Source organism: Streptomyces filamentosus (genome assembly GCF_014654895.1).
Lineage (GTDB): Bacteria > Actinomycetota > Actinomycetes > Streptomycetales > Streptomycetaceae > Streptomyces > Streptomyces filamentosus.
The window spans coordinates 240,037-266,328 of the sequence record NZ_BNBE01000002.1; the positions used below are offsets into that span (position 1 = coordinate 240,037).

The window sequence follows — 26,292 nt, forward strand, 5'->3', positions numbered from 1 at the left end:
TCAGGCGTCAGCGGGCGCTATCTGGGCGGGAAGGAGCGGGGCGAGGAGCCCGCTGCGGCGGGCGCCGTACCAGGTGCCGAAGTCACGGCGGGCGGAGTCCGGGTCGTCCGAGGTGTGGACCAGGTTGCGCACGAGCCGCTTCTCGGCGGACGCGGCCGTCAGGCTGTCGGTGCCGAGGTCGCCGCGGATGGTGCCGGGGGCGGCGTGCGGCGGGTCGAAGTGGCCCAGGAGGTCACGCAGCCGGGAGTGAATACCGGGGGCACCGTGGGCGAGCGCGACGACGACCTGGCGGCCGGCGTACTCCGCCTCCAGGCACGCGGGGATGTCCCGGCCGGGGAACCAGTCGGCGTCCACGAGCAGGTCCCAGTAGTGCACGTTGATCTGCCACTGCTGGACCGTGACCTGCTGCCGGTTGGTGACCGTGGCACCGGCGGCGGCGATCCGCTCCAGGACGTCGTCGGCAAGGCCACGCTCGACCGCGTCGGGCTTGCACAGCACCACCGAGATGTTCTCGAAGTCGCAGACCGGCGCCGGGCGCCCGGCGCCGAACCAGGTCGCGAGGTCGCGGCGGGCGGCGGCCGGGTCGTCCGAGGTGTGAACCAGGTTGCGGACAAGTCGCCGCTCGGCGGTCGCCGCCGCGATGCTGTCGCTGCCGAGGTCGCCGCGGATGGTGCCGGTGACCGCCTGGGCGGGGTCGGTGTGGCCGATGAGCCGCCGCAGCCGCGCGTGGATGTCCGGGCCGCCATGGGCGAGCGCGACGACGACCGGCCGGCCGACGAACGCCGCTTCGAGGTAAGCGGGCCGGTCGGCGGGCGCGCGTCCGGGGTCGGTGAGGGTGTCCCGGTAGGCCACGTGGACCTGCCAGGGCTCGGCGACGACGTCGGTGCGGGCGCTCACGGAGACCCCGGCGGCGGCGATCCGCTCCAGAACGCCGTCCACGAGGTTGCGCTCGACCGCGTCGGGCTTGCACAGGATGACGGCGAGCCGGGTGAAGTCGATGTCCTCGCCGACCACGGCACCACTCGGGGGCTTCCGGCTCACAGCGCGGTCACCGCCTTCCTACAGGCGGCCCAGCGGTGGGCGAGGAGCCAGCGCAGGCCCGGGTGGAGGGCGTCGAGCACGTCGCGGGTGACGGCTTCCGGCTCGCCGTACTGGATCTGCCGGTACGCCTCGAACAGGAGCAGGACCTGCTGCCAGTAGGCGGGGAAGCCGAGGTGGGCAATCTCGGCGGCTCTGTAGTCCCGGGTGTTGGTCCGCAGCAGCTCTTCGTGCACCAGGAGCTCGGTGATGGTGTCCGGGCTCGTGCTGTGCGGCATGACCGGGAAGTCGAAGTCGGGCGCGGTGGGGCGCTGCTGCGCCTCGTCCAGGACCCGCTTGACCCGCTCCATGTTCGCCTCGTTGACGTGTGCGGAGCCGATGGTGTGGGTGTAGCTGCCGAGTTCCAGGCCGAGCTGGATGGCCGCGTACTCCTGGATCATCGTGAAGGAGAAGACGTCGGAGAGCAGGCCGCAGTCGAGGTCGTTGGCCCGCATGTGGCAGACCATGTGCAGACGGCCGCTGCGGACGAGGAGGTGCAGGCCGGCCAGGCACGCCATGTCGATGTTGTCGGGGATGGCGTGCTCGTCGGGCGAGAACACGGGGAGGTAGCCGCGCTTGCTGTCGCTCTCGGTGCGCAGCAGGTCGAGGACCCGGTCGAAGGAGGACAGGGTGTCACCCGCGGCTGGGGTGAAGAGGGTGTGGCCGTAGGCGGAGCCGCCGAGGTGGACGCCGTCGGCGGAGCTGGACCGCATGGAGGGGGCGTAGTAGCCGATCATCTCCAGGTCGCGGCGGCCGGCGAGGTACCAGAGGGCTTCGGCGAACTGGAAGACCGGGTTGGCCTTGCGCTCGGCGAGGTAGGGGAGTCGCTGGCGGGGGTCGGGCAGCCGGAAGGTGACCCCGAGGACTTCGCGGGCCGCGTTCCCGCGGGCGTCGATGTGGTGCTCGGGGGACTGCGAGGCCAGCCTCAGGAGGTCGAGGTAGGCGCCTTCGACCGACTGATAGGTGGGTGGGGTGAGCATGTGTCTCCAAGTCTGTGCAGGGCCGTGGCTACGGCCGGTACCGACATGGGCGTGATGCGGCCAGGGCAGGGGCAGTCAGCGTTTTCTCCTGGCCGGGCGGAACTTCGTTCCGGCCTCGGTGAGGAGCCGGTGGACGGTGCTGTACGACCAGTCCGTCACTGCGGCGATGCCGCGGATCGTGATGCCCTTCTCGTACAGTTCGCGCAGCTCGGCGGCGACCCGTGTCCGTTCGGGCCCCTTGGGCAGGGGGTCTTTGCGGGGCTTCCTCCGGCTGCCCCGGTCAGGCATCCGCGGGCGTCTTCTCGGAGGTCTGGGCGGAGATCGTGACGTGGGCGTAGTCGAGGACCTCCATGAACTCGCGGCTCTCCGGGCTCTGGGACTCCTGGGAGCGGAAGGCCCGGGTGACGGTCCAGAAGGGGCGGACGGCCGGACGCTCCATGAGGGCGCGGGCCCGCACGCCCAGCTCGTCCAGGTCGCACAGCCCCAGCTCGTAGAAGGTCTGGGTGAGACTGATCTGCCGGTTGACCCGTACGTACTCGGCCATCTGCTCGGCAGACCTGTCGTCCTTGGCCCAGATCTCCTGGTGCTGGGGGTCGGTCGCGATGTCGGCGAGCAGCCGCTGGTGCAGAGCCGCGATACCGAGCTGGAGCCGCTGCTGGTGCTGGAGCCTGGAAAGCGCGGCTTCCGCGCCGTGCCGCTCGGTGGCGTGCTGGATCGCCTCCCTGTGGTGCTTGTCGGCGAGGTCCTGGCGCTCCTGGTGCCGGCGCTCGGCACTCAGAGAGGCGAAGACGGTCGCTCCGGCGGCGAAGGCGATGGCGTGGCTGAGCTTCATGATTCGGCCTTCCGTGGGTCGGGTTGCTGGGGTGGAGCTGGTACGGGGAGAGAGCGCGGGACGGTGCCGTGGCATCGGTCGCGGGCGGGCGGCACGCGACTGCTCTTCGGCAGGCCGCGGCGGTCTAGAGGGTGGTGCGGACCTGGTCCAGGACGGCTTCCTGCGGGTCGCGGACGTAGAAGGCGCGGCCGGCAGGGCCGTCTCGGTCGGTCACAAGGCCGTCCCGGATGACTCCGTGCAGCGCCCGGGGGACCGCCTCGACGTCGAGGCCGTGCCGTTGGGCGAGGATGCCGGTGGGCAGCGCGTCGCCCGGCCGGTGTTTGCCCTCCCGGATGCCGTCGCGGACGGCCCGGTCGAGGGCGACGTCGAACGGGTGCTGCTCTCCAGGGCCCAGGCGGTAGCGGTGGCCCCGGTAGCTGTAGGCGATCTCGCCTTCGAGGTCCAGCCGCCTCAGAGCGGACGTGAGGGACGTCTCGGTGATGCCGAGGACCGCCGAGAGATCCGCCAGCGTCGGCAGCTTCGTCCCGGCGGGAAGCGCCGTCACGTGCGCGCGGACCATAGCGAGGTGGAGCGCGTGCAGCTGGGCTTCAGGGGCCTGGTGCTCGGCCGCCGCCCGTAAGAACTCGATGGGCAGAGTCTCAGGCGGCACGAAGGGCCTCCTCGGGCCGGTGCGGCGGGACGATCGTCCCGTCCGGCAGCAGCTCGCCGGTGTCCTCGAAGAGCAGGACGCCGTTGCACAGCAGGCTCCAGCCCTGCTCCGGGTGGGGGGCCACCGGCAGGGCCGCCTCACGGTCGCTGGAGTCGGCGGCGGGACAGCGGGGGACGTGGCTACACACGACGGGGTTCCTCCAGGAGGGTCCTCGTACGCCGGACCGGCACCCGGGAGGCGGCGCGTCAATCCCATGCCGATGTACCAGGAGATCGGGGCGCGGCACGGCGCCGCGGATGGTCGGGAAGGCGGGGCAGATCAGCCGCCGGGCCCACGCAGGACGACGGCGATGACCTGCTGATGGGGGTCGACGGTGTACTGGTGGTGCTCGCGCCATCCCTGGGCGAGGGCGCGGACTTGGGCGTCGGGGAAGCCGGCCGCGCGGACGTCCGAGACGGACGTGGTCACGTGGAGGACGCCGTCCGGGCGCAGCCACCGGCGGATGTCGGTCATCAGGCGCGGGACGTCCATGAGGTGGAGGGAGTGTCGGCAGGACACGATGTCGGCGCTCCCGGGGCGGAGACTGGCCGGGATCGCGCCGGCGGTGAAGTCGTGCCGGGCGAAGTGGAGGCGGGCGGTGTGCTCCGTGTGAACCTCCCGGGCCCACTCGATCACGGCGCCGTCGCTGTCGTAGCCGGCGACGGCCAGCCCCAGGCGGGCGATCTCGCACGCCCACTCCCCGGTGCCTGTGCCGATGTCCACAGCGGTCTGGCCCGGCGCGGCTCCGGAGTGGCTCTGGAAGAGGCGGACCTCTTCGTCCGAGATCGGGATGTACCCCGTGTCAGTGAGCGAACGCATGCGCTCCCAGAGGTCCTGGGGGCGGCCCGGGGCGGGTGCTTTCATGCCGTGGCCTCCTGCTGCTGCTCGGTGCCAGCCGGGAGGGACGGGGGTCTGCGGGGGCGGGCGAGCCTGCCGTGGACGGGGCTGGGCTTCGGGACAAACAGGTCCACCTGCAACGGCGCCGGCAGGCGGGGTGTGCCCGCTGCGAGGGCCTGGCCGGGTACGCGGGTGGCGAGGGGGTTCATGGTGTCCTCTCAGGGGCTGTTGCTGAGCAGGAGGAGGGGGACCAGGGTGCCGACGACGAGCACGAGGAGGATCTGGGCGGCGATCTGCCGCCAGCCGACCCCGCGGGCGTCGAGCCAGTGCAGCGGCCTCCTTCAGGGGTCGGCCTCGCGGACCAGGAGTTCGGTGAACCCCTGGAGTCTGGCGATCTCCTTCAGCTCCGCGGTGTAGGCAGCCAGGTTGGTGCTGATGTGGGTGCGGTCGGGGACGAGGACGCCGTCGAGTTGGCCTCTCCGGATCAGGTCACGCACCGCTCTCCACCCCGGCCAGTGCTCCGGCACGGGGTGGGCGCCGGGTTCCAGCTCCGCCTGGTCGTGGAAGATCCGGGCGACGCGCCAGTTCCGCCTGCCGGCCTCGCGCTGGAGGCTGTCGAGGATGGGGGTGACGTCCTCGCCCCGGACGGTGCGGACGTAGAGGGCGACCGCCCGTTCGGGACGGACGGTCCGCTCGCGGGTGAAGCTGAAGGTGTTCAGCCTCTGACGCAGGAGGAAGAGCCGCTGCCCGACGGGCAACCGCCGACCGGTACCTCCCCGCAGGGTCCGGTCGGCGTACTCCTTGTCCATCCAGTCCTCATACGGGTAGGCGCGGGGCAGCCGGACGGGGCGGTACTGGTTGCTTCTGTGACTCGTCGGCATCGTCTGCCTCGGCAAGGTCGGGGAAGGTGTTCACGCGGCGTCACTTCTGGGTGCGCGCCCGGAGCGACGCCGCGTAACCAGACAACCCCTTGTCGAAGGCTTGGGGTTAGGCGCTTGTGACTGTTTTCGCGGTGTGCCACCTAGGCTGTTTTGACTTTTGCTTTACCTTGCCTTCTGTGCCCGCTGCGTTACCTTGCGCGCATGGGAGTCGCGCGCAACGTGGCGCTTGAGGAGTGGATAAAGGAGCGGGGGTACAGCTCCAACGACCTTGCGAAAGAGGTAAATTCACGGCTCGAAGAGCTGACCGGGAAGGTTGGCACCTATGACGGACGTCGCGTTCGGGACTGGCGTGCTGGCCGCGTCCGGTGGCCGTCCGCAGCTACCAGAAGGATCCTTGCGGACCTCTCCGGAAAGCCGCCGACCGCCTTAGGGTTCATTCCGCCGAGCCGAACCCCCAGGGCAGCCGCACCACAGGAGGACCCGATGTATCGCCGCACCCTCGTCGTAGGCGCCGTTTCGGCTGCTGTGGCTGCCGCCTCGCCTAAGACCACCTCGGCGCGCACCATCGGAATGAGCGATGTCGAACGGCTTCGCGACAAGTTCACCGCCGTGATCGCGAGCGACCATAAGCGCGGAGGGCAGCTGGACATTGAGCAGAGGGCCACGACCCTCGCGGACACGGCCTTGAACCTCCAGAACGCAGGCAGCGCCACCCAGCGTGTACGCAGCAGCCTCTACGCCACCGCGGCCAGCTTCCGTTCGTCGGCGATGTGGGCAGCGATCGACGGGCGACGGTTCAAAGACGCCCTCGCCCACATGCGGGAAGCCCAGCTCCTGGCCGAACTTTCCGGCGACCAGGCGATCAAGTTCCGGATCTGGTCGCACGCCGGCACCCTCTACCGGCACATGGGACGTCCCGCCGATGCGCGCGCAGCCAACGACGTGGCCCGCCAGCTGCACCTCACCCGCCGCGACCCCATGTTCGCGTCGCTGGGACTGGCCCGACAGCTGGCCATCCAGGGCACAGCCCACGAACTCCGAAGCCTGCCGCGGACCTTTGACGAAGCCCGCAACGCCATGGACAGGGCGGATCCAGGTGCTCCCCGCCCCGTATGGCTCCTGGCCTTTTGGGATGAGGCGGAACTCCACTCCCTCGCCCTGAGCGCACACCTTGCAGCAGGGGACTGGGTAACAGCCGAGTACCACGCGCACCAGTGCCTGGCCTCGCTCCGGCCGCATATGGAACGCTCTCGCGCCATCACCACCAGTCGACTTGCTTTGGCGCAGCTCGCGCAGAAAGACGTCGAGGCCGCCACCCACACCGCTATGAAGGTCAAGGCCGAGGCGGCTACCCAACATCCAAGGGTGTCCCGCATGCTTCAGGAGTTCGGCGCCGCACTCCGCGCGATGGCGCCGGGCAGCACCACTGCCCACATCTGGACCGAGCACACCGCCGCCTGGAGGACGCCCGCATGACCTCGGCACACCACCTTGAGCTTCGCACCTTCACTGATTTGGGGACCGTCCGCGGCGACCTCCTCGACGTGTACGCCGAAGTTCGTGCACCACTCCTCCACCTGGCGAACTACGCCGTGAGCGCCTTCGGGGAGCGCCTGGACCGGCACGGGGCTGAAGACGGCTTCCAGGCCGTGCTCGCATACGTGGACGAGAAGCCGGTGGGGTACGTGTACGGCAACCAGATCAAAGACGGCGACCGCTACTGGCAGCGCACCGAGCCGACACCGTCCGAGAAGTACACGGCGCATGCCGCTGTGGCTCTGAAGGAGATCGGTGTGCGGCCAGCTTGGCGGGGCAAGGGCATAGCCCTTCGTATCCACGACGCCTTCCTTGCGGGGCGGAGCGAGCCCTACGTCACCTTGATGGTCAACCCGGAAGCCGGAGACGGAAAGGTCCACCAGCTCTATCGATCGTGGGGCTACGAGGACCTCGGGCACAGCCAGCCGTCGCCGGCGTCGCCCCGGCTTACGGTCATGATTCGTCCGACGCGCTGATTTCCAGATGAGGCCGGCGCAGAGCGGAAACCCGGCAGAGAAGTCACCAGGTAGACCACAAAGTCGATTCAATACCGGGAAGCCTGGAGGCCGGTCGGGAAGCATCGGTAACCGGCCCATGCAGAATGGGCTTTGACCTGCGCATACTGCCGCCATGACGACCCCGGTCGACCCCCTCGCACGAGCCCGTGAGCTGGCCGAGGCCCGCATCTGCACCGACACCGTCAAGATCTACACCCCGGGCGTCTTCAACCCCGATACGTGGGAGTCGACGCCCCACGTGGTGCTGTGGGAGGGGCCTGGAGCGATCCTCCCGGACCGGGAAGCGGACGTGGCAGTGACGGTCCAGGACGGTCAGGGGACCCCGATGTCGAGGTCCGGCCGGTACCGGCTGCTCACCCCGGTCTCCGCGCCGGAGCACACCGTGACGCTGACGGTGGCGCGAGACCCGGACGCTGCGGGCCGCATGTGGAGGGACGAGTTGGCCGAGAGGTCCAGCATGCCGGTGCTCCGTCTGACCTGGCTGCGGTACGACGCGACGGCGAACGGCGGTAACTGATGGCCGGCTTGGCGCAGGTCAGGGCCTCCCTGGAGGCCCTGATGACGGACACGGTGCGGGTGCGCCGCCTGGCCGGCAAGTCCGACCCGGATGACGGCGCCCCCGTGTGGGCGACGGTCTACGAGGGTGCGGACTCGCTGCTGTCGACGCGCGGGCAGATCATGGTCCGGCAGCTGCTGGGGGCGGACTGGCTGGGGGAGGCGTCGGCCTGGTACCAGCTGATGACCCCGCTGGCGGGGCCCGTCGCCGACCCCGTCGACCAGGTGCAGGTGATCAGTGAGGACGAGCAGTCGGCGTCGGCATTCGTCGGACGGACCTGGTTTGTGGAGGCCCGGACGCAGGTGTCGACGGTGGAGGTGGTGCGGGCGACCCGGCTGGACGAGCAGAGCGGCGCCGTGGCGGTGGGCATATGAGCGAGCAGGCTGAAGCGCTGCACCGGGTGCGGATCGTGACCCTGGTGGGGCAGCCGACCGTCGAGATCGATGGCGTGGGCGTGTCCAGCCTGATCAGCGCCTACCACGGCGCCGGGCAGCACCCTCAGGTGGTCCTGGAGGTTTCCGGCCGCTGGCCGGCGGAGCAGCTGCTCCCCGCGCCCGCAGGGATGGATCCGGTCTTGCGAACTCGGCTCAGGAGGAGCTCGATTGCTCTCCGCGCGCGGGGGACGGACCCCTGGCCGCCTACCCATTCCCCTTCGCGGTTCCCTGCTCCCTGCTCGCGCGGAGAGGGATCCTCCCGTTCCATGGCGAGGAGTTGCTTGGCCGCCTGCTCCCCACGTCTGCGGGTGGTTGGCGGGGGTATGGGCGTGTGTTTTGTCTGTTTCGGCGGAAGTTGCTTGTGGAGTGGCTGGTGTGGGGTAGAACTGCTGGTCAGGAAGCTGCTCCCCGCGCTCGCGGGGATGGACCCCGGCCGCTGGCGCCGGCGGCGACGACCAGGACCTGCTCCCCGCGCTCGCGGGGATGGACCCCTACCGCTCTCACGAAGGTACATCACTCACCCCTGCTCCCCGCGTCCGCGGGGATGGACCTGAGGGCGGGCGCTTCCTGGTCCGGGGGTCAGCCTGCTCCCCGCGTCCGCGGGGATGGACCCTCTCATATGCGAGCCGGGCCGACCTGTGAGAACTGCTCCCCGCGTCCGCGGGGATGGACCCAGCTACGGGGCGTCCGCCCGGTTCTTCGGGGACTGCTCCCCGCGTCCGCGGGGATGGACCCCTGGAGTGCGCCCCCGCGATCGGCGCCCTCCAGGGCCTCGCCCAGCGCTGCTCCCCGCGTCCGCGGGGGATGGACCCCGGCGGCCCTCCGCGAGCCCCTGTTCACCGTCCGCGTGGTCGAGGTCCAGGTCGTCAACGTCGCCCCCTGACCAAGCCCCACAAGGGAAGCGGGCCGTTCGCACAATTGGAGCAGAATGATCTTGGCCGTGCTTACCGCCGGACTTACCACCGCACTTACCAAGCCGTGGCCCGCACCGCTGTGACCTGCGAGGGTCAGTATTTGGGTCACTCCTCCGCTCGCCCCCGGCCGGGGCCGCTCCTCGACCGCCAGGACGCCGCCCTGTCATGAACGGCTTCCGTTGGACCCGGGCGAACGGCGGGAAGTGGCCCCACCTCTCGAACGGGTAGCCGGCGGCTCGCCCGGACCCCAGACGGCCTCTTGTCGCTGGCTGCGCTTGTGCGCGGGCCACCCGCAGGCCCGCCAGTCGAACGCTTGGCGGAGCCACTTCTCACCGTTCCGGTGGGGCCACCGGAGACCGTCGCAGACACCACCCACCCCCGGCCGGGCCGCCCCCTGCCTCGCGTCGGCCGTCCGGCGCGAAGCGCAGGTGGGTGCCTCCCGTTCTCGTGAACAGCTCGGGGTCCCGCCGAGGTTGCGTCACCGGTTGTGCCATAGGTTGTGTCACCGGTTGCGTCATGGGTTGCGTCACCGGTTGCGGGCCCTTTCGCCCGCCCCTCGTGTTCGGACTGGTCAGGGGGTGTGGGTCAGTCGATTCCTGCGCCGACACCTCTTCTGGATACCAGGAGAGGTTCCTCCCTTCTTCCTTCCGGCGGGCGGGCGGCGGCCCGGGCCGCTGGAAGGTGCCGGTGTCCCGTCAGGGTCGGGGGAGACTGGTGCGGGTGAGCACCGCACCGCACCGTCGTTCTCTCGGTCCCGGCCCCGGCGTCCCCAACATCCCCGACTGCCCCGTGCGTGACCCGTGGGCGCGTACGGCCGCCGGTGTCGCAGCCGCGGGGGAGTGGACCGCCCCCCCCCGACACCACCGCGCCGTCCGCGCCGCGCTCCGGCCGCCGCCCGCTTGGTGACGGGCCCGCCGCCCCGGGCACCGGCCCTACTCGCCTGGTGGCTTTGTTGGTGGGTAGCGAGAGCGTCTAGCGCCAGGGTATGAGAGCGCTCCGTGCCCGAGGAGGGCGGTGTTGACGAGTTTCAGCAGTGCTTGGTCGCTTGACTGTGGGTGACTGGCGTGTAGTGCCCTGGCAGGGGCGGCTGCAAAGCCAGGCAGGATGCCTCGTACGGTCAGCGCATGCACGACCGACGAGTCCAGGATCAGGAAACCGGCAATGCGGCGCCCGAGCGCCGTGCCGCCTCTGCCGAGAGCGCCGCAGAGACCGAGGCGGTGGTCTTCGTTTGCATAACATGTGAAGCCCCGCTGACAGGGCCCCTCACTCGGCTGCCGGCGGTTCCCGAACTGCCGTACTACGCGTGGTGGGACGCCGAGGAACCCGGTCCGTCGCCGCCGACCGTGCCGTCGGGCCGCTACGCCATCGAGACAGAGCCTTACGGTGCTCCCCTGGTGGTCTCCGAGGTGTCTGTGGAGGCGATGCCGCGCTACGGGCCGATAAGTGACGGGCACGGCAGGTACTTCGTGTCACGAGGTCCGCGCGGCAACATCGTCATCAACCCGGACGACGCCCACGGCCTGGAGTACCACCACGCGTCCTCCGCCTGCTGCGGAGCGGCCCCGACCGGCGGGCTGAATCAGCGGTGTGCCTGCGGAACCCTCGTCGCCACGCTCTGCTCCGACTGCTGCTGTCCGTACGAACTGCATCTCTCGGCCGACCACGTCCGCGCCGTCCTCCCCTGACACGAGAGCGGACCGCTCTCAATTCTCGCCGACACATCCACGGCTGCCAGGCAGCAGCTGTTGCCAGTAGCCACCGGCATTCGCTGCCAGGCCGCACCAACACAGCCACGCCTGGGTAGGGTCGGGGCCAGCCCGTGCCGATATGGCGTGCGCGGGTGAGGCCCGGCGCCCAGGGTGCACCCCCGGGGGCAGTACCGCCGGGCCGCCCCAATCCCCAGCAGCCCGCCGCCGCGGTTATCGGTTACAGGCCGCCGCGAGCGCCGGTCCGTGCTGTTCAGGACGGTGTCCGGGTAGTACCGAACCGGTAACCGGGGCCGCGCCCCGGCCTCCTCGGCGGTCCGGCCTTGCGTCTGGTCCTCCGCGCCGTCGTCGGCCAGCTCCTCCTCCGAGCCGCCCGCCGCCCCGTCTCTGCGCTACTGCTGGGGCCGTGCTCATGCGCCCGCCTGCTCGTTGGTCTGGGCATGGAGCAGACGACGACGGTGGCGGTGGTGGTGCCGGCCGGGACGGCGGGGCCGGTGGGTGAGTTGCGGCGGCTGGTGCGCGCCGGGTAGGAGCGTCAGGTGGCGTGGGTGCTGTGTATCCACTCGATGCGGCCGGGCCCGGAGCGCGAGAAGGAGCTGGAGCTCTGGGCGTTCGGCGGGACGCTGGAGGTGCCCCCGGCCGAGGCCGCCCTCCGCCTCGCGGCCGACCTGGAGCGCGCCGGTCTGCGGGCCGCGGCTGCGGCGTGGGCGGCCTCGTGCCCGCCCATGTGACAGACGGGCCCCACCTGCATCTGCGCCCCCGGGTGCCCGTCCCGGCCGCTGTGTGACAGCCCCGTGTGACATGGCAGGTGTGTGCGCGGCGCGCGGGGGCAGGCGGTGTGGCAGAGCGGAGTGGAACCCCTCTCGGACCGGTCTGCGCGGACCATCCCCTCGGCTGCGCGCTGACCGGCCGGACAGCGGCCCCCGCCCGGACGACCGGGCGGGGGCCGCGGCTTTGACAGCATGAAAGATCTGACCATTTAGACCGTGTCCTACATGGCTGGTGGTCTGTTGGGCTGGTCATGGGGAGTGGGTGGTGGGGATGGATCGTTCCGGATGGATTGTGGGAGATCGCGAAGCCGTTGCTGCCTCCTGCTCGGGTGCGGCCGCAGGGCGGTGGGGTCGCGAACATCGATGACGAGGCGGTGTTCGCCGCGATCATCTACGTCCTGGTCAGCGGCTGCGCGTGGCGTGCCCTGCCGCCGTGCTTCGGGGCGTCGAAGTCGACCGTGCACCGCCGGTTCCTGATCTGGTCCCGTGCCGGGGTCTGGGGCCAGCTGCACCAGAAGGTGCTCGGGCTCCTGGACGGCCACGGCCTGATCGACCTGTCCCGGGCGGTCCTTGACTCCGCTCACGTCCGCGCTAAAAAGGGGGCGAACTTGCAGGTCCGAGCCCCGTGGACCGAGGTAAGCCGGGTTCCAAGATGCACGTCCTGTCCGACGCGGCCGGACTGCCCCTACGCGTCGGACTCTCCGCGGCCAACACCCACGACAGCCAGGCCCTGAAGCCGATGCTGTCCCATTTCCACATGGGACACGAATCCCACGCAGCCGATTCCAAGCCCCAGCGGCTGCATGCCGACAAGGCCTACGACATCCCTGAACTGCGGAAATGGCTCTGGGGTAAGCACATCGGCGTCCGCATCGCCCGCAAGGGCATCGAGTCCAGCGAACGGCTCGGGCGCCGCCGGTGGGTGATCGAGCGGACCATGTCCTGGCTGACCGGCTACCGCCGACTCAACCACCGCTACGAACGACACCCCCGCAACTACCTGGCCTTTCTCGGCCTCGCCGCAGCCCTCTGCTGCTACAAACGGCTCCTCAAACTGACCATGTAGGACACGGTCTTAGCCCGATCAGGGACGGTAGGCGCGATACATCAGAAAGGTCTGTCGGCAGCCTGGATGATCTTGGCCGAGGTGCTTTTGCCCGGTGTCCGTTCCGGCTCCGGGTGCCTTTCACCGACCCTGGAGAATCCATGCGACACCCCGTATCCCGCCGACGAACCCGAGCGCTGACCGTAGCCTTCGCTCTGGCAGCAGCCGCTCTCCTGCCCTCGGGCTCGGCCGGCGCGGCCGACCAGTACCAGTGGGCCGCGCTGGGCGACTCGTACACCGCCGGCGGCTTCGTCGGCGACCCGCAGCCCCCGCTGGGTGACACGTCCCGGGACGGCTGCGACCGCACCAGCGACGCCTACCCCGGCCTCATCGAGCGGGAACTCGAAGAGTTCCCGCCGGGCAAGCCTGTCAACCTGACCAACGTCAGCTGCAGCAACGCGACCATCGCCGAGATCGCCGCGGACAAGCAGACCCCGGTCAGCCCCGTCCAGCCGCCCCAGGGCGGCTGGACTACGGTCGACACGCAGATCAAGCGGGCCAAGCTCAACGATGAGACCGACGTCGTCACCATCGGCGTCGGCGGCAACAGCCTGCCCTTCGGCGACATGCTCCAGGAATGCCTCAAGCGCGGCCCGGTGCTCGGCCAGAACTGCCGCGACTACTACACCAACCCCCCGGAGGGCGTGGAAAGCCTCCAGGACAGGCTCGCCCGGGTTCAGGACGAGTACATCCAGATGCTCGCCCAGGTCCACGAAGCCGCCCCCAACGCCAAGGTGATCACGGTCGGCTACCCCGCCGTCCTGCCCGAGGACGGCAACGAGTGCAACCGCACCGACATCAGGGAGGTCGGCGCCATCAAGCACGCCGACATCGACTGGCTCCGCGACAGCGTCCTCATCCCGCTCAACACCAGCATCCAGCAGGTCACCAACTTCTTCGGTGACCGCTATGTCGACGTGTACTCCTCCAGCGCGGGCCACGACGCCTGCCAGCCCGCAGGTGAGAAGTGGGTCGAGGGAATCTGCGGCGACGCCGCCGACTACTGGCCGGCCAAGCTCGGCGTGCTCAACTGCGGCATCATCAACAAGCGCGTCACCCTCGTCCACCCCAACGCCGAAGGACACCAGAACACCGCCAACCACGTCGAACGAGCCATCCGCATCGCCCTCCTCAGCTGACCTCCCGGCCCCGCCCCCTCGCCGGGCGTCCGGGGGAAGCCGCCCGGGGACGGCGGGTGTGTGCCGGGCGTGTGGGGGTAGGCGGTGTGGTGGAGCGAAGTGGACACCTCCTGGACCGGCTGCGCGCGGATCATTCCCCCCGACTGCGTGTGGGCCGGCCATCAACCGGCCCTCGCCCGGCATCCCCGGGCGGGGGTCGCTCCCTTTCCCCGTACCGCCCTCCGTCCGGCCGTTTCCGGCTCTGTGCACCGTTCTGGCGTCCTCTGGGCTCGTCCGTTGCCTCCGCCGGGCCTGCGCCTCGTTTGGGGCTGCAGGCGGGCGTTTCAGGGTTTCGCGTCCCCCCTCGGCTGTTCCTCGCCCGGGCCGGGCCGTGCTCCGTCCTGGCCCTTGTGGCTGAGCATCACACTTGGCGGATGAGCGCTTGAGTTGGCGGGGCTGTGCGTCGGAGGTGGCAATAGGGGACGTCGCACTCCTGGGGGGAAAACCACTTGGGGGCGTCGGGTGAGCGTGGCAGGCTTGCGCGGTGATCGTTGAGTTGGCTCCTCGCTTCCTGACCTGGGACGACGTAGATCCCACTCGTCAAGCCTTCGACGTTACGTCCGTAGCACAGACGGTGCGTTCGCTTGGGCCGGCTCGGTGTGTGCCTGTCCGCCCGGACATTCCTTTCGGGGACCCCGCAATGAGTACCTGGAGTCGCGGCAAGGCCGAGTCCTGGGCCGACGCCATGTCGTACGCCCTCGTTCAGCAGTACGGGCGCTGGACCGTCGGGTGGCGCTGGTCGCACGACGAGGGTGATGTCGACGGCGGCCCGGTAGGGCACTGGTGCTGCCCACGGGACTCGATCACGACGCCGGAAGAGACACTGGACCGTGTCGCGGCGGCTCTGCGTGAGTGGCGTGAGTGGCTGGAGTACCTCGCCGACCGGTTCGAGGCGTACCCCCTGGACCTGGCCGACATCGAGGACCAGCGGATCTTGTGGGAGCGCGCGGCGAGGAACCTGATCTTGCAGGTCGTCGACCGCACCGGATGCGGCAGCGGCTGGCACGGCCACTGCCGCCAAGTGCTCACCTGGTTCCTCAACCGGTGGGGAGTCGCGCCCGACGTGGCCCGGAGCCTGGTCGACGAGGCGATCGGCGGACGGTTCCACAGCTGGATCGGCCCTGACACGGTAGTGGTCGACGACGTAGCGGAACAGCTTGCGCTCTCTCTGCAGCCACCCGACAGCCGTACCTGCGCAGACGCGCCGACTCAGGACCACCTGCAGCGCTGGCTCGCGGTACGCGAACAGGTGCCATGGCACGAGATCCCGGACAGCGGTACAGACGGACCGGTGGTGCCCCTTCGTGACGGCGCGGCGGAGGACATCCGGACCTTCGACGGCGCCATAGACCCTGCCCGAGCCGACGGCCTGCTCAGCGCCCTCGAACTGCTCCGAGCCGACGCAGCACGCGGAGCGCGGCTCGACTTCGCCCTGCTCAGCAGCTGGCAGCAGCACGTCCTGGGCACCCTGGAGCCACCGCGATTCCGCAACTCGCCCGCCTTCGCCAAAAGAAGCCGGGAGCGCTACGGCATCGGACCAGACACACGTGACCGCTTCGATACCTGCCTGACCGAGAGCACATCCGGCGCTGGCCTGCCTCTCGGCCTGACCGCCCGCGCCGCCCGCGCCTACCTCGACGTCTGCTTCTTTCATCCCTTCGCCGACGGCAACGCCCGCTCCGCCTTCCTCACCCTCGTCTTCGTCCTCGCCCGCGAGGGCATCGCACTCGACGCAGTCAGCCTCCTGCGCCGCGTCACCTTCGAGGCAGAAGACCCCCAGGACCCGCTGATCCTCGTCCGCTACATCAACATCCATCTCGCGGAGACCCGACGCCGCACCACCGACCCGACCGGCTCAGCATCAAGGTAAGCGCTTCAGTTGGCAAACGCCGCCAACTGAAGCGCTCAGTCGCCCCCGTGTGGTTGAGCGCTCCACCTGGCGAGTGAGTAGTTCACTTGGCGAGGTTGAGCCTTCGTAGGCGAGCTGGGCCTGGCGACCTATGAGCGAGTCGCTCTCTGTTTGGCGACGGCGCAGATGCCGGTGCGGGGCGGCTGCATAGGATCGTCGGCATGGCGCTGCGACCTGTCATGGTGAACATCAAGGCTCTTGATCCCTCGGCGGTCGGCGGGTTCTGGGCGGAGGCGCTCGGCTGGAGTGCCTACAGCCCCGGCGTGACCGTCTACGTCGGACCTCCCGGCGGCCTCGTCTGGCCGGACCCGGTCTTCGTCGGCATCGACGTCGTCCCCGTCCCCGAACCCGGGACACCGGCGAAGAACCGTGTACACCTCGATCTCGCCACCACCTCCGCGGCCCATCAGGCGGAACTGGTCGCGCGCCTGAGGGCTCTCGGTGCGACGCCCGCCGACGTGGGCCAGGGAGAGGTGCCGTGGACGGTCCTCGCCGACCCCAACACCTCTGACTACCAGTTCTGAGCATACGCGCACGTCAGAGAACACAGAAGTCCCGCACGGCAGTTGAGCCGCACGGGGCCTTTTGCTGTCTGCGGGGGCTACGCGCCCGACCCGGCCCCCTCCGGGCGCCGGGTCGGGGATCACGGCCACGGCGTGGCTCGGGCAGCCCCAGAGGACGACTCCGGGGCCACTCTGGCGCTCGATGTAGCCGACTTCCACGGGCGCGTACGTCCAGCGCTTGCAGCGGCAGCAGAGCGCGCCTCGCCTCGCGGGGGCGGACTCGGCAGCGAGGGCTTCGCGGGTCATGCGGTCGCCCCCGTAGCGGCGAGACCGGCGAGGGTTTCGAACTGGTCGCCCGCGTATCCGTACGCGTAGTCCACGCCGAGCGTGGCGAGGACGGCAGCAGTGCGCCGTTCGCGGATCACACCGAGGTCCATGGAGCTTCTTCAGAGTGGTCACCGATCGGGTGACGGCCAAAGGTGGATAGCAGACGAGGCCTTCGGGCAGTGGTTCGAGATGTCTGACGTCTCAACCGCTGCGACCAGAGGCCTCGTTGGTCATCTATCCTGCCGCACTCGACCTGCCGCACGCGCTCGTGGAGTGGGTCACGATGCTGATCGTCACCCGTGAAGGTGATCGCCGGTGCAAGCTGCGACCTTCGCAACGCGCGATCATCACCCTGGTCTACCTGCGCGAGCACACCACCTACGCGAAGCTCGCCGCGGGTTTCCGGATCAGCGAGGACACTGCCCACGCCTACGTACAGAGCGTGATCAAACTCCTCGCCTCCAGGGCACCGTCCCTCACGCAGGCGCTCCGTCGCACACGTCCCGAGTACGTCCTGGTGGACGGCACCATCGCCGAGTGCGACCGGGTCGGCGACCACGAACGGGACTACTCGGGCAAGGCCCGACGGCACGGAGTGAACATCCAGGCCGTCACCGATCCCGCGGGCGGGTTGATCTGGTACTCGCCGGCGTTGCCGGGTCGTACGGTCGACATCACCGCCGCCCGCACCCATCGAATCGTTACGATCTGTGAGCGACTGCGGATCCCGGTGCTGGCCGACAAGGCCTACGCCGGAGCCGGCGGCACGTTCCAGGTCCCGTTCAAACGCCACCTCGGACGGCCCCTCACCACCAGACAGGCAGCCGTCAACCGAGCACACGCACGGCTCCGCTTCCCCGTCGAGCGAGCCTTCGCCCGCCTCAAGGCCTGGCGGATCTTCCGCAAAGCGCGGATCAGCCCGAACCGGCTCACGTCAATTGCCAAGGCCGTCCTCACCCTCGAGAGACGACGCTGAAGATCCTTAATGAGCCGTTTTCCTCTTGAATAGCTGCAGGTCAGCAGGGTGTGGACGGCTCAGTAAGGGGGCTGTCAGTACGTCTGGAGGTGGAGGGTACTGATCGCCACCACCAGGCCGTTGACAACCACTTCCAGGCCTCTGCGATCCCGAGCCCGGTCGGTGACGCCGTCGTAGGATTTGCCTGGCGAGCGGTACGAGATGTTCGACGGGGTCGCTCCCTTGGCTCCTGCGCCGATACTGTCATTGAGCTTCTTCAGAGTGGTCACCGATCGGGTGACGGCCAAAGGTGGATAGCAGACGAGGCCTTCGGGCAGTGGTTCGAGATGTCTGACGTCTCAACCGCTGCGACCGGAGGCCTCGTTGGTCATCTATCCTGCCGCACTCGACCTGCCGCACGCGCTCGTGGAGTGGGTCACGATGCTGATCGTCACCCGTGAAGGTGATCGCCGGTGCAAGCTGCGACCTTCGCAACGCGCGATCATCACCCTGGTCTACCTGCGCGAGCACACCACCTACGCGAAGCTCGCCGCGGGTTTCCGGATCAGCGAGGGCACTGCCCACGCCTACGTACAGAGCGTGATCAAACTCCTCGCCTCCAGGGCACCGTCCCTCACGCAGGCGCTCCGTCGCACACGTCCCGAGTACGTCCTGGTGGACGGCACCATCGCCGAGTGCGACCGGGTCGGCGACCACGAACGGGACTACTCGGGCAAGGCCCGACGGCACGGAGTGAACATCCAGGTCGTCACCGATCCCGCGGGCGGGTTGATCTGGTACTCGCCGGCGTTGCCGGGTCGTACGGTCGACATCACCGCCGCCCGCACCCATCGAATCGTTACGATCTGTGAGCGACTGCGGATCCCGGTGCTGGCCGACAAGGCCTACGCCGGAGCCGGCGGCACGTTCCAGGTCCCGTTCAAACGCCACCTCGGACGGCCCCTCACCACCAGACAGGCAGCCGTCAACCGAGCACACGCACGGCTCCGCTTCCCCGTCGAGCGAGCCTTCGCCCGCCTCAAGGCCTGGCGGATCTTCCGCAAAGCGCGGATCAGCCCGAACCGGCTCACGTCAATCGCCAAGGCCGTCCTCACCCTCGAGAGACGACGCTGAAGATCCTTATTGAGCCTCTTTCATCCTGTGCTGGAGGGTGAAATGGGCTGGTCAGCGCGGGTGGTGACGAGACAGGGCCCCTGGTCGTTGGCGTGGTGATCTCACTCAACACGCCGGCGACCGAAGGGGCCCTGAAGGTTTCCGTATCCTGCCACGCTCGACGTCCCGCACGAGCTGGTTGAGCATGTTTCCTGGCTGCTGCACGAGCACCGCCGGGCCCGCAACACCCGCTGGCGCAGGCTCGGCTGCTTCCAGCAAGCGCTCCTTACGCTGGTCCATCTACGGAAGAACGAGACGTTCTCACAGCTCGGAGCAGGTTTCGGAATATCGCAGGCCACTGCCTGGCGGTACGTGGACGAGACCCTGGACGTGCTGGCCGGCTGGGCGCCCGGCCTTCATGAAGCGCTCACCGGCCTCGGTGAAGGCGATCACGTCATCGTTGACGGCACCCTGATCCCCATCGACCGGATCCGCGCCGACGAGCCGTACTACTCGATGAAACACCGCAAGCACGGCATGAACGTGCAGGTCATCGCCCGTCCCGACAGCACACCGCTGTGGTTCTCCCGCGCGACACCGGGCCGCACCCACGATCTGACCGCGGCACGCACCCACAGCCGTCGTCCATGCCTTCCTGACCCGGCAGATCCTCGTTCTCGCGGACCGCGCCTACCAGGGCACCGGTGCGACCTTCCGCACCCCCTATTACCATCACCGCGAACAGCCCGAGCACTATCAGCAGTTCAACCGCGACCACGCCCGGCTCAGAGCCCCCGGAGAACGGGCCTTCGCCCAGCTGAAGTCCTGGCGGATCCTCCGCCGGGCCCGATGCTCCACCCGCCGTATCAGCATCATCGTCCGAGCCGTCCACGCGCTGCTGACCTGCAACTATTCAGGATGAAAGAGGCTCATTGTGGTCGTTCCAGCTGGATCCGTGGTCGGTATATCCGCCCTCCGTTGCAGCAACGCGGTAGTAGATGGCGTGACGGGTCTTGGGTTTCTGAAACCAACCCTTTGTGGTGATCGTTTCACGGCACTTTATTTGGAACTCCTCGCCCTGGGCAAGGTGATGGTGCTTTTGAACCTCACGCCACAGAAGCTCCGTCCCTCCCGCGGTGAGCGTCCTCAGCGGCAGGTCCTCGCGAAGGGGGACGCCGGCAGCGCGAGCATCTGCCGCCAGCTTTCCGAGAACGTCCCCGGCATTCCATTCCGGCGTGGCTCCCCCCATAACAGTCAGATAGGGGGCGCCCTGCGGAACTCCCGGCGTCAACACGGGCTCCTGTATCGAGAGCACCGTCTGGCCCTCGTAGGAAGAGAAAGTTCTTCCCCACGGATTCATTCCCCTGAGGGCTATCAGAAAGTACGGCTTGAAGCCCGCAGTGGCCATCACCTCAAAGACGACCTCCAGTCGTCCAGAATCTTCCTCCAGTCGCCCCGCAGCGTCCTGCACTCGTCTGGCATCAGCCTCCAGTCGAGCGCGGTGACCGAGGTTCTCCGCTTCGCCTTCACAGTGCTTCTTGAATGCCTCGAACGCCGCTTCAAAAGATTTTGCAACGCGGGGTGACGGCACGCCAAGCCTCCTCGGAGCAAGCAGGGTTCATCTACCGCTTACATACCCACAACCGCTGCACACATTCTGAGGGTTATCCCCTAACTTGATCTTTAACGTGCGCCGTCGAACGGTGCGTCGTACTTGATCACCCGGTTCGGTATCCGCCGTACATGGAACCGGCCTTCGTCTGGATCATGTGCTCCGACCAAGGAACACACACGTCCAGCACGAAGGCCGTGAGGATGAGTCTGCAACATCACGATGCCCGGCAAGCGCATCTGGCGGAACTGTCACGCTTCCGGGGCGAGTTCTACTCCTGCCTGACTGCTCGTTCGGATGCCCTGTTCGAGCTGGCCGACGCGGTCTTGTGCGGGAACGGGCCGGTGAGATCACTGGCCGAGCTGTCGCTGGTGGGCGAACACCGCCGCGGGCATGGCGGGCTCTACGCCGCCCTCGCCGAGGGCCGGGTCGACACAGACCGGATGCGGCAGGCTCTGACATCGGTGCCGCTGCCTCGGTCGGTCGACGGCCGGCTGGTCCTGGCCGTCGACGTCACCTGCTGGCTGCGGCCGGACGCCCACACCTCACCTCAGCGGATCCTCTGCCACACCTACGGCCGGGGCAAGGACCAGCACATCCCGGTCCCCGGCTGGCCCTACTCGATCATCTGCGCGCTGGAACCGGGCCGCAGCTCGTGGACCGCGCCCCTGGATGCCCGCCGTCTGGCGCCTGGGGACGACACGGCCACCGTCACCGCACGGCAGCTGCGCGACCTGGTCGAGCGGCTTATCACCGCAGGTCAGTGGCAGACCGGCGACCCGGACATCCTCATCATCGCGGACGCCGGATACGACGCACCCCGCCTCGCCTTCCTGCTGAAGGACCTGCCGGTGCAGGTGCTGTCCAGGATGCGCTCAGACCGTGTCCTGCGCAGGCCGGCACCGCCGCGGGAGCCACACACCAAGGGCCGGCCGCCCCGGCACGGCGGCGAGTTCGTCTTCGGACAGCCCGGCACCTGGGGCACCCCGGACACCGAAACCGTCACCGACACCCGCCTCTACGGCACCGCGCTGGCCCGCTCCTGGGACCGCCTCCACCCCAAGCTCACCCACCGTTCGTCCTGGGCCGCGGCCGACGGCACCCTCCCGATCGTCGAAGGCACCGTGATCCGCCTGGACATCGACCATCTGCCCAGCGGAGCCACCCCGAAGCCGGTCTGGCTGTGGTGGTCGGGCACCGACGCCACCGCAGCGGACACCGACCGGCTCTGGCAGGCATACCTGCGTCGCTTCGACATCGAGCACACTTTCCGCCTGTTCAAGCAGACCCTCGGCTGGACCTGCCCGAAGATCCGCACTCCCGAGGCGGCCGACCGATGGACCTGGCTGATCCTGGCCGCCTACACCCAACTGCGGCTGGCCCGACCGCTGGCGGCCGATCGGCGCCGCCCCTGGGAGAGGCCCGTTCCCGCCGACAGGCTCACGCCCGCACGTGTCCGCCGCGACTTTCGGCACATCCGCCCGAAGGCCGCCTGCCCCGCCCAAGCACCGAAATACGTCCGCCCCGGACCCGGCAGGCCACCGGGTCGAAAGAACAGCCGGCCCACCCCACGCCACGACGTCCACACAATCCACAAGACGGGTACCACCACGTCTCAGAAGAAGAAATCGACTACCCCACGGCCCCGCCGCACAGGTTAAAGATCAAGCTAAGGGTTGTCCTGTTAAGGATCTTGGAGTTGCCGGACGTAGCGGCTCACCGTGCCGCGTGCGACCTATCCGGCGAGGGCGAGGTTGTGTAGACGGGCGATGCCGAGCATGGCGTGGTGGACGCCGTCGCCTTTGAGGCGGCAGTCGCGGAGTATCTTCCAGGTCTTCATGCGGGCGAAGACGTGCTCGACGCGAGCGCGGACCTGCTTGTGGGACTTGTTGTGTTCCTCTTTCCAGGCTGGCAGTTCAGTCTGGCCGCTCTTGCGACGGTGCGGGATGACGAGTCCGGTGCCCGGGTAGCCGCCGTCGGCAATCGTGAGAGTGTTGCCCACGGCGGCCTTGGCGCCGGATTCCTCCCATGCCTTGCAGTCGTTGCGGTTCCCGGCGAGGGGCCAGCCGACCACGACGACCAGACGAGTGTCGGCGTCGATGACGACCTGGTGGTTGGTGGAGTACCGATAGTTCTTCGACCGCTCGGCGATGGTGTGGTCCCGGGTGGGGACCAAGGTGCCATCCACGATGAACACGGTGTTCTTGGCGAACCGCTCGCGAGACCGGAGCGCCAGCAGGGGGCCGAGGTGGTTGATGACCCGGCCGGCCGTGGACTTCGCGATGCCGAACAGGGGGGCGAGCTGTCGCAACGTCAGATTGGTGCGCCAGTATGCCGTGACCAGCAGAACCCTGTCCTCCAGCGGCAGACTCCACGGCCGGCCTCGGTGGACCACATCTGCTCCATCCCGACGCAGCATGGTCAGCAGCTTGCCGAAGCAGCGCGGGCTCAGTCCCGCGAACGGGGCTATCCAGACACCTCAGGGCGCTAACGCGTCAAGTCCCCATCGTTGAGTTCACCGGTTTCCCCAGCGGTTCCAGAGCGTGTGATGCCACTCGGTGGCATCGGCTCCGGGTAGCGTCACCGGCGGCACCGGTCCTGGGCTGGTTTCGATCAGGTGCAATAGCGACCAGGCGACGCCGTAGCAGTCGGCGGGGCCGAAACAGGTAGCCAAAGCATGCGCCTCGTCGGCTGTGACGGGCGCCGAGATGGCTTCGAGTTGGTTGACTCGGCGGTCGATCTCCTCCTCGTCGGCGTCCCAGTCAGGGAGGGGGCCGGCGGCGACGAACGTCTGAACTTCGGGTCTCATCTGTGAATGATCGACCGCTGTGGGCGACCAGATCAAGGGGCGTTGCCACAGGTCAGGCGGCAGCTGTCTCCGTCACCGGGGATGGCGTGGGGAAGGCCGCCAGCTCGTCGAACCGTTCGCCGTTCTGCAGGCAGTGGTAGAGCTGCTCGATCATGCGGTTGAAGAGGTTGCGCTGGGCGGAGGCGTGCCAGTCTGCGTGGTTGTCGCGTCGTCGCCGGTAGTGGGCCTTGGCACCGGGCGAGGCGGTGATCGCGGAGAATGCCAAGAGGTATCCGGCATGGTTGAGGCGGTCGTTCTTCACCCAGCGTCGGGTGACGCTGGACTTCTTGCCAGACGCCCGGGTGGTAGGCGAGGCGCCAGCGTAGGCCTTCAGGCCGCGGGCGTCGGCGAATCGCTGTCGGTCGTCCCCAATCTCGGCAAGTACCCGGGCGCCGAGCTGGGTGCCGAGGCCGGGGAAGCTGAGGATGATCTCAGCGTCCGGGTGCTGCGGGAATGCCTCTTCGACCGCCTCAGCGAGGCTGTCGGCAGCTGTGCAGGCGGCCTCCAGCTGAATCAGGAGAGCAAGCATCTGCTTGCCGAGTGCGTCCTCGACCAGCTGCGGCTGGTGAGCCCAGTCGGCTCGGAAGACCTCGCGGAGCCGCTCGGCGTCGGCGGCGATGCCCCGCTGACGACCGGCCCGCTTGAGGGCGGTCTGTAACTGTGTGCGCGTGAGGCGAGCGGCCTTGGCTGGCGTCGGGGCCAGCTTGAGGAGCTGGTGGGCCTCGGGTCGGCAGAGCCCGTTCTTCCAGGATTCGACGGCCGTGAGAGCGGCCGGGTAGTACTCGCGCAGCAGGGAGCGGAGCTGGTTGGCGATCTGCTGGCGGTTCCAGGTCGCGTCCTACTAAGGCGGGCGAGAACGCCGACCGCCCGGGCCAGATCGCTGTTCTGTGGAAGCGGCCGGTGAGCGTGCATGTCGGTCCGCAGCACGTTGGCCAGGACCAGGGCGTCGCCCGGGTCGGACTTCTTGCGCGAGACGGAATGCCGGTCTCGGTAGCGGGCCGCGGCCATCGGGTTGATCGCGAACACCTGTCGTTTGCCGGTCCGCAGCACCGAGACCAGCAGGCCCCGGGACGTCTCGATCGCGACCGGGATCGGGGCCTCCGCCGTGTCGCCGTACTCAGCGAGCAGGTCCAGCAGGATCTTGTAGCCAGCGGCGTCATCGGTGATATGCCGCTTGGCCACCAACTGGCCGCTGTCGTCGACCAGGGCGACGTCGTGCGTCTTTTCCGCCCAGTCGATGCCGCAGTAGATCAAGGTCTTTCCCCTCCCCGTGCTCGGGTGTTTCGTACTGGTCACGAGCTCATGCGGAACCACGCAGCGACCTAATCCAAGGACTCGATAAGAGATCGGTCCGCCACCTCAGCAGCTGTTCGTGGCACCAGTTCACTGCACGGGCCCCGGTCTGCGTTAGAGCTGAAGTGGCTCGGGCATCACGAGGGGTCACCATGCAGCGGGCTCGCACCACAGACACCAACGAGTGATCAAGCGGGCAGGGCTGACGATGATGGTGGTCACGAGAGCGTCGGGCATCACCGCTCTGGATATAGGGATCAAGTCCCAGGACGACTCAAGGCGTCAGCCCGACACTCACGTGACCGCCATCGCGACCACCGTGGCTGCTCGAACAGCCACGGTGTACGCCCCTCAGGGCTGTCGCTACCACCGGATTAGGACGGCTCCGACGCCGTGATCACACTCGCCACTTCATGATCATCACCCGAGCTGACTCCATGCCGTGAAAATCCCGCAGCTACCCTGACCAGGGCAGTCCACAGTGAGTGAGACCGGGGGAAACCATGAACCGACCGCTGCTGTTCCTCGACGTGGACGGGCCGCTCAACCCTTACGCAGCCAAGCCGGAGAGACGCCCCCGACGGCTACACCACAATCCGAGTCCCCAGGAACGACGCCCATGGGCACGACACGGGCCTCTCGTCCCGACGGCGCCCCCTGCGAGTCTGGCTCAACCCGGAGCACGGGCGAAATCTGCTCCAGCTCGGCTTCGAGCTGTGCTGGGCCACCACATGGATGGACGACGCCAACCGATGGATCGCGCCGGTCCTCGGCCTTCCGGAACTTCCCTTCGTCGACTTCGGTGACGTTCTACTTCAAGAACGCCCCGATGGAGTCCACTGGAAGACCGGACCACTGGTGAACTACGCAGACGGCCGTCCTTTTGCCTGGGTGGACGACGAGCAGAGCGAGCTGGACCAGACGTACGTGACCGCCCACCACCAGGGAACCGGGCTCCTGCACCACGTCAACCCACGGATCGGCCTCCGGGAGAACGACTTCCACACGCTCGCCGGCTTCGCCCAGTCCCTGAGCACCTCACGAACCACCATCTGAGCACCCCGCCAGCTGTTCAGACCGCTCCGGACCCGCAGCCAAGATCTTTGCGGGACAGCCCTTATGCTCTGCGTTATGGCTGAAGGAAGACCGGACATCCCAATGCCCCTGCAGAGAGCCCTACTTGTCGAGGCGGGGCATCGCTGCGCCATCCCAACCTGTCGGCAGTGGCCGACCGAGTTCGCGCACATCAAGCCGTACAGACAGGTGCTTGAGCATACGTTCGAGAACATCATCGTGGTTTGTCCGACGTGCCATGCGCGTTACGACAACACCAAGGAGATCGACCGAAAGTCCATGCTTCAGTACAAACAGAATTTGGCGGTGCTGAACGGTCGGTACACGGAAGTCGAGCGTCAGGTTCTGAAGGTCTACGCCAAAATGTGGGTGCCGATGGAAGAGGCGCATTCCGAGAAGGGCTCGCTTCTGGATTTGTTCCGTGAGGCAATGGGCGAAAACCATCACACGTTCGGCTTCGGTGATATCTCGGTCAGTGATGGAATGTGGTGGCTTCTGTCCAATCTCATTGACGACGAAATCGTCACAATCACCCCTTACTATTCGGGAGTTGAGGGCGCTCCGCCGGGAGGGGTGGTTGCATTGACGGGCAAGGGCCTTGAACTCATCCGGCGAATGGTTGCGGCCGAGCCGCTCTAAGAGGGCA

The 26,292-nt window shown here is 68.3% G+C and carries 26 protein-coding genes, 4 pseudogenes and 1 CRISPR repeat array; of the genes and pseudogenes, 16 read left to right on the forward strand and 14 right to left on the reverse strand.

What is annotated here, in order from left to right; genetic code table 11:
- From IE326_RS20105 to IE326_RS20140, 8 genes are all read right to left on the reverse strand, one after another.
- A complete protein-coding gene (locus IE326_RS20105) occupies positions 1 to 1,041 on the reverse strand; it encodes a nucleoside-diphosphate kinase (RefSeq protein WP_190042481.1) in 1,041 nt (346 codons plus the stop codon).
- Complete coding sequence (locus IE326_RS20110) at positions 1,038 to 2,057, reverse strand: thymidylate synthase (RefSeq protein WP_190042482.1); 1,020 nt, start codon at positions 2,055 to 2,057, stop codon at positions 1,038 to 1,040. The genes IE326_RS20105 and IE326_RS20110 overlap by 4 nt, the downstream gene beginning before the upstream one ends.
- 75 nt (positions 2,058 to 2,132) lie before the next feature.
- A complete protein-coding gene (locus IE326_RS20115) occupies positions 2,133 to 2,345 on the reverse strand; it encodes a helix-turn-helix domain-containing protein (protein ID WP_190042483.1) in 213 nt (70 codons plus the stop codon).
- Positions 2,338 to 2,889, reverse strand: a complete 552-nt coding sequence (locus IE326_RS20120) for a DUF6082 family protein (RefSeq protein ID WP_190042484.1) — start codon at positions 2,887 to 2,889, stop codon at positions 2,338 to 2,340. Before IE326_RS20120 ends, IE326_RS20115 begins: the two co-directional genes overlap by 8 nt.
- A 124-nt stretch (positions 2,890 to 3,013) precedes the next feature.
- A complete protein-coding gene (locus IE326_RS20125) occupies positions 3,014 to 3,538 on the reverse strand; it encodes a GntR family transcriptional regulator (protein WP_190042485.1) in 525 nt (174 codons plus the stop codon).
- Entirely contained in the window at positions 3,528 to 3,725 is a 198-nt protein-coding gene (locus IE326_RS20130) for a DUF5999 family protein (RefSeq protein WP_190042486.1), read from the reverse strand. Before IE326_RS20130 ends, IE326_RS20125 begins: the two co-directional genes overlap by 11 nt.
- Positions 3,726 to 3,856: 131 nt before the next feature.
- Complete coding sequence (locus IE326_RS20135) at positions 3,857 to 4,441, reverse strand: class I SAM-dependent methyltransferase (RefSeq protein ID WP_190042487.1); 585 nt, start codon at positions 4,439 to 4,441, stop codon at positions 3,857 to 3,859.
- 314 nt (positions 4,442 to 4,755) lie between these two features.
- Positions 4,756 to 5,295 (reverse strand): hypothetical protein, encoded by a 540-nt coding sequence (locus IE326_RS20140; protein WP_190042488.1) that lies wholly within the window; start codon positions 5,293 to 5,295, stop codon positions 4,756 to 4,758.
- A gap of 201 nt (positions 5,296 to 5,496) precedes the next feature.
- Between IE326_RS20140 and IE326_RS20145 the strand changes: the two genes are divergently transcribed.
- The 10 genes and pseudogenes from IE326_RS20145 to IE326_RS20190 all read left to right on the forward strand — a co-directional run.
- Complete coding sequence (locus IE326_RS20145; RefSeq protein WP_229915523.1) at positions 5,497 to 6,771, forward strand: NsdA family TPR-like regulatory protein; 1,275 nt, start codon at positions 5,497 to 5,499, stop codon at positions 6,769 to 6,771.
- Positions 6,768 to 7,307 carry a GNAT family N-acetyltransferase gene (locus IE326_RS20150; RefSeq protein ID WP_190042490.1) on the forward strand — a complete coding sequence of 180 codons (540 nt, stop codon included), beginning with the start codon at positions 6,768 to 6,770 and terminating at the stop codon, positions 7,305 to 7,307. Before IE326_RS20145 ends, IE326_RS20150 begins: the two co-directional genes overlap by 4 nt.
- 154 nt (positions 7,308 to 7,461) lie before the next feature.
- Positions 7,462 to 7,866, forward strand: a complete 405-nt coding sequence (locus IE326_RS20155) for a DUF6093 family protein (protein WP_190042491.1) — start codon at positions 7,462 to 7,464, stop codon at positions 7,864 to 7,866.
- The gene (locus IE326_RS20160) at positions 7,866 to 8,279 is read left to right on the forward strand and encodes a DUF6093 family protein (protein ID WP_190042492.1); all 414 of its coding nucleotides are present in this window, start codon (positions 7,866 to 7,868) and stop codon (positions 8,277 to 8,279) included. Before IE326_RS20155 ends, IE326_RS20160 begins: the two co-directional genes overlap by 1 nt.
- Positions 8,280 to 8,739: 460 nt before the next feature.
- Positions 8,740 to 9,073: direct repeats of the CRISPR family, unit length 29 nt; unit sequence CCTGCTCCCCGCGTCCGCGGGGATGGACC.
- Positions 9,074 to 10,377: 1,304 nt separating this feature from the next.
- Positions 10,378 to 10,938, forward strand: coding sequence for a hypothetical protein (locus tag IE326_RS20165; RefSeq protein WP_190042493.1), 561 nt, complete (start codon positions 10,378 to 10,380; stop codon positions 10,936 to 10,938).
- Positions 10,939 to 11,498: 560 nt separating this feature from the next.
- Positions 11,499 to 11,690, forward strand: a complete 192-nt coding sequence (locus IE326_RS20170) for a hypothetical protein (RefSeq protein WP_190042494.1) — start codon at positions 11,499 to 11,501, stop codon at positions 11,688 to 11,690.
- Positions 11,691 to 11,980: 290 nt separating this feature from the next.
- Positions 11,981 to 12,795 (forward strand): IS5 family transposase gene (locus tag IE326_RS20175; RefSeq protein WP_190042495.1). Its coding sequence is split into 2 segments (ribosomal slippage): positions 11,981 to 12,323 and positions 12,323 to 12,795, totalling 816 coding nucleotides; the frame shifts between segments, so codons are not numbered across the junction.
- Positions 12,796 to 12,935: 140 nt separating this feature from the next.
- The gene (locus IE326_RS20180) at positions 12,936 to 13,973 is read left to right on the forward strand and encodes an SGNH/GDSL hydrolase family protein (RefSeq protein WP_190042496.1); all 1,038 of its coding nucleotides are present in this window, start codon (positions 12,936 to 12,938) and stop codon (positions 13,971 to 13,973) included.
- Positions 13,974 to 14,652: 679 nt separating this feature from the next.
- Positions 14,653 to 15,882: a Fic family protein gene (locus tag IE326_RS20185; protein WP_229915524.1), complete on the forward strand. Its 1,230-nt coding sequence runs from the start codon at positions 14,653 to 14,655 to the stop codon at positions 15,880 to 15,882.
- Between the two features lie 200 nt (positions 15,883 to 16,082).
- Positions 16,083 to 16,436: pseudogene (locus IE326_RS20190) on the forward strand (VOC family protein); the annotation flags it as partial.
- A gap of 290 nt (positions 16,437 to 16,726) precedes the next feature.
- Here IE326_RS20190 and IE326_RS41505 read toward each other — a convergent pair.
- Positions 16,727 to 16,861, reverse strand: a complete 135-nt coding sequence (locus IE326_RS41505) for a hypothetical protein (protein WP_268983031.1) — start codon at positions 16,859 to 16,861, stop codon at positions 16,727 to 16,729.
- Between the two features lie 116 nt (positions 16,862 to 16,977).
- On the opposite strand from IE326_RS41505, the gene IE326_RS20195 reads away from it, so the two are divergent.
- Entirely contained in the window at positions 16,978 to 17,727 is a 750-nt protein-coding gene (locus IE326_RS20195; RefSeq protein ID WP_190042498.1) for a transposase family protein, read from the forward strand.
- Between the two features lie 74 nt (positions 17,728 to 17,801).
- Here IE326_RS20195 and IE326_RS20200 read toward each other — a convergent pair whose 3' ends face one another.
- Positions 17,802 to 17,996: a hypothetical protein gene (locus tag IE326_RS20200; RefSeq protein ID WP_190042499.1), complete on the reverse strand. Its 195-nt coding sequence runs from the start codon at positions 17,994 to 17,996 to the stop codon at positions 17,802 to 17,804.
- Positions 17,997 to 18,090: 94 nt separating this feature from the next.
- Between IE326_RS20200 and IE326_RS20205 the strand changes: the two genes are divergently transcribed.
- Together IE326_RS20205 and IE326_RS20210 are read left to right on the forward strand one after the other, a co-directional pair.
- A complete protein-coding gene (locus tag IE326_RS20205) occupies positions 18,091 to 18,840 on the forward strand; it encodes a transposase family protein (RefSeq protein ID WP_190041439.1) in 750 nt (249 codons plus the stop codon).
- 92 nt (positions 18,841 to 18,932) lie between these two features.
- Positions 18,933 to 19,741 (forward strand): annotated as a pseudogene (locus IE326_RS20210) (transposase family protein).
- Here IE326_RS20210 and IE326_RS20215 read toward each other — a convergent pair.
- Positions 19,733 to 20,410, reverse strand: coding sequence for a hypothetical protein (locus IE326_RS20215; RefSeq protein WP_190042500.1), 678 nt, complete (start codon positions 20,408 to 20,410; stop codon positions 19,733 to 19,735). The pseudogene IE326_RS20210 and the gene IE326_RS20215 overlap by 9 nt on opposite strands.
- Positions 20,411 to 20,634: 224 nt before the next feature.
- Between IE326_RS20215 and IE326_RS20220 the strand changes: the two genes are divergently transcribed.
- Entirely contained in the window at positions 20,635 to 22,092 is a 1,458-nt protein-coding gene (locus tag IE326_RS20220; protein ID WP_190042501.1) for an NF041680 family putative transposase, read from the forward strand.
- A gap of 74 nt (positions 22,093 to 22,166) precedes the next feature.
- Here IE326_RS20220 and IE326_RS20225 read toward each other — a convergent pair whose 3' ends face one another.
- From IE326_RS20225 to IE326_RS20235, 3 genes and pseudogenes are all read right to left on the reverse strand, one after another.
- Entirely contained in the window at positions 22,167 to 22,901 is a 735-nt protein-coding gene (locus tag IE326_RS20225) for a transposase (RefSeq protein ID WP_190043428.1), read from the reverse strand.
- 45 nt (positions 22,902 to 22,946) lie between these two features.
- Entirely contained in the window at positions 22,947 to 23,240 is a 294-nt protein-coding gene (locus tag IE326_RS20230) for a hypothetical protein (protein ID WP_190042502.1), read from the reverse strand.
- Positions 23,241 to 23,292: 52 nt separating this feature from the next.
- Positions 23,293 to 24,533 (reverse strand): annotated as a pseudogene (locus IE326_RS20235) (IS110 family RNA-guided transposase).
- 542 nt (positions 24,534 to 25,075) lie between these two features.
- Here IE326_RS20235 and IE326_RS20240 point away from each other — a divergent pair.
- Positions 25,076 to 25,628, forward strand: a pseudogene (locus IE326_RS20240) (hypothetical protein).
- Between the two features lie 75 nt (positions 25,629 to 25,703).
- Positions 25,704 to 26,285, forward strand: a complete 582-nt coding sequence (locus IE326_RS20245; RefSeq protein ID WP_190042503.1) for an HNH endonuclease signature motif containing protein — start codon at positions 25,704 to 25,706, stop codon at positions 26,283 to 26,285.
- The last annotated feature ends 7 nt before the right edge of the window (positions 26,286 to 26,292 follow it).